Annotated in this window: 3 protein-coding genes; 1 reads left to right on the plus strand and 2 read right to left on the minus strand. The window is 63.2% G+C overall.

Translation table 11 applies throughout. The annotated features are described in order from the left end of the window. Together ENZ75_RS27325 and ENZ75_RS27330 are read right to left on the minus strand one after the other, a co-directional pair. On the minus strand, nt 1-563 hold a 563-nt coding region (locus ENZ75_RS27325), incomplete at its 3' end, for an FAD-dependent oxidoreductase (RefSeq protein ID WP_164888037.1). Nucleotides 564-773: 210 nt separating this feature from the next. Further along, nucleotides 774-1,433 (minus strand): TetR/AcrR family transcriptional regulator, encoded by a 660-nt coding sequence (locus tag ENZ75_RS27330; protein ID WP_024501867.1) that lies wholly within the window; start codon nt 1,431-1,433, stop codon nt 774-776. Between the two features lie 269 nt (nt 1,434-1,702). Here ENZ75_RS27330 and ENZ75_RS27335 point away from each other — a divergent pair. Further along, a partial coding sequence (locus tag ENZ75_RS27335; RefSeq protein ID WP_128278455.1) for an aldehyde dehydrogenase family protein occupies nt 1,703-2,827 on the plus strand: 1,125 nt, incomplete at its 3' end.

Below are 2,827 nucleotides of genomic sequence, written 5' to 3' on the forward strand. Positions count from 1 at the left end.
TGCCAAGGCAGCCAGGCTGCGCGGCGGTTGAGTGCCAGCACGCGGTTGTGCTCGATGATATCGGCGCCGCGCAGCCTGGCTGCCTTGGCATAGGCGTGCACGACGCCCGAGGGATCGATATGGCCTTCGCGCGCGGCATAGAGTCCACCCAGCATGCCATCGGTGTTGAGAATCGGGCAGCGCTGCTTGATCTCATCGACTCCGACCAGGTGGACATCGTCGATGCCCATGGTCTGGAAGATGCGGTATGACGCTTTCAACCATTCCCAGCGCTCCGGCGCGGAGGCGACCGAGATGCCACCGGTCATGTGCATGCCGATGCTCTGGCCCGATTCTTTCTCGACCTCGGAGAGCAGGTCGATCGTGTAGGCCTGCAGGGCGGCGATGTTGGGATCGGCGTTCAGCGCATGGAACCCGCCGGCCGCATGCCAACTCGACCCTGCGGTCAGCACCTCGCGTTCGATCAGCGCGACGTCGCTCCAGCCGAACTTCGCCAGGTGATAGAGCACCGAGGCTCCAACCACGCCGCCGCCGATGACGATCGCCCGATATTGGGATTTCATCCTGTCGCACTCCACCCAGCCAGTGTGGCGTACCCTATCGGTATTGTACATATGTGTCTAGAGGTTGGCGGACAGCGGAATGAGCGCCCGTGCGCCGCTCTGCGCCGATACGGCAGAGGGCTCCTCTGCTGCTGTCGGCAGCAACCGTGCTTGCTATTGGGCCGATGCACGACGCGAAATCGTCAGGCCGCGGCGGCCGAGCGGCCCGTACTATCGATTGCGCGAAAGCGTCTTCTCGACATAGCGCGAGAAGTCCTCGACATCCTCCGCCGGAGGCTCCTGGCCGGTGAAGCTGCGCAGATAACCGGCGACGTGAGGCAGGCGGCTGCTCATCGGCTCGTTGAGCTCAAGCGAGTAATAGCCGATCTGCATGAAATACAGCACGCGGGCCCGCACGAAGGCATCCTCCTCGTCGTAGCCGTGACGCATGAACATGTCGCGTATGGCGTTGACACGCTCCTCGTCGGCCTCGTCTAAGGCGCGCCTGATGGCGGGCGAGCGACGGGCCCAGGCCCTGATCGCGAAATCCAGCTGGGGGTCGAACAGCCTTTCGTCCACCCAGCATTCGAAAATGCTCATCACCCCGCGTATGACGGTGGCGGAAGGCCGCCTGGCGCGTTCCACGATGAATTTGGTATTCGTCTGCCGCCAGTAGTCCAGCAACTGATCGAGCAGATCCTGCCGGCTCTTGAAATACCAGTAGAAGCTGGAGCGCGACACATCGAGCTTCTGGCCAAGCGTCAGCACGCGGACGCGTTCGACTCCGTCAGAGATCAACGTTTCAAGCGCAAGCTTCAGCCAGTCTTCGCGAGTGGCCTTGATGTTGCCGGTGGCGCCGGCGCGCTGAATCGTCGTTTCGAGAGCTGCCATCGACACGACGCATGACATGCTGCCTCAGGCAAATCAAGGCTATGGACATAAGTGTACAGGATGAATCGGCCCAAGCGGATTGATGCACGATGGAGGTTGGCTGCATCGAGGCTCGATGGGGAATCGTCGTCGCCCGCCATCCGCGCGGCGCAGGCACGGGGATTTTTGTCGCGGCTGGCGGTTCACTGTTTGCTTTCCCGCGAGGCAATTGTCTGGCAAATACCAGTTCAGACAGATGCCCGCGCGGCCAACAAGCAGGAACATACGATATGACGCTGTTTCGAAAGAACCTCATCGATGGCGAGTGGGTCGGCGATGCCGGTTCGCGCAACATCAACCCCTCGGATACCGGCGACGTCGTCGGCGACTATGCCTCGGCGGGTGTCGAACAGGCCCAGCAGGCGATCGCTGCGGCCAAGGCAGCGTTCCCGGCTTGGTCCCGCTCCGGTCCGCTGGCGCGTCACGCGGTGTTGAAAAAGGCCTCCGACGAGATTCTGGCGCGCAAGGACGAGATCGGCCGCAATCTGGCGCGAGAGGAAGGCAAGACGCTGGCCGAAGGCATCGGCGAGACAATTCGCGCCGCCCAGATATTCGACTTCTTTGCCGGCGAAACGTTGCGTTTGACCGGAGAGGTCGTGCCGAGCGTGCGGCCGGGCGTCGGCGTCGAGATGACGCGCGAGGCGGTCGGCGTGGTCGGCATCATCACGCCGTGGAATTTTCCGATCGCTATTCCGGCCTGGAAGATCGCCCCGGCGCTGACACACGGCAACACCGTCGTCTTCAAGCCTGCGGAACTGGTTCCCGAGAGCGCCTGGACCATCGTCGACATCCTGCATCGCGCCGGCCTGCCGAAGGGCGTGCTCAATCTCGTCATGGGCAAGGGCTCGGTCGTCGGTCAGGCGATGCTCGACAGTCCCGATGTCAACGCCATCAGCTTCACCGGCTCGGTCGGCACCGGCAAGCGCGTCGCTGCGGCAAGCATCGAACACATGCGCAAGTTCCAGCTTGAAATGGGCGGCAAGAACCCGCTGGTCGTGCTCGACGATGCCGACCTCGCGATCGCCGTCGATTGCGCGCTCAATGGTGCCTTCTTCTCGACCGGCCAGCGTTGCACCGCCTCGTCCAGGCTGATTGTGGCTGACGGCATTCACGACCGCTTCGTCGACGCCCTCAAGGATCGCATGAGCAAACTGGTCATCGGCGATGCGCTCGACGCGCAGACCCAGATCGGTCCTGTCGTCGACGCGACGCAGCTGAAGCAGGACGAGGACTATATCGCCATCGGCGTCAGGGAAGGTGCCACGCTCGCCTTCGGTGGCGAGCGGCTCGACCGCAAGACGCCGGGCTTCTACCTGCAGCCGGCGTTGCTGACCGAGGCGACCAACGCCATGCGC

The sequence above is a fragment of the Mesorhizobium sp. M7A.F.Ca.CA.002.04.1.1 genome (assembly GCF_004022805.1).
Classification (GTDB): Bacteria; Pseudomonadota; Alphaproteobacteria; order Rhizobiales; family Rhizobiaceae; genus Mesorhizobium; species Mesorhizobium ciceri.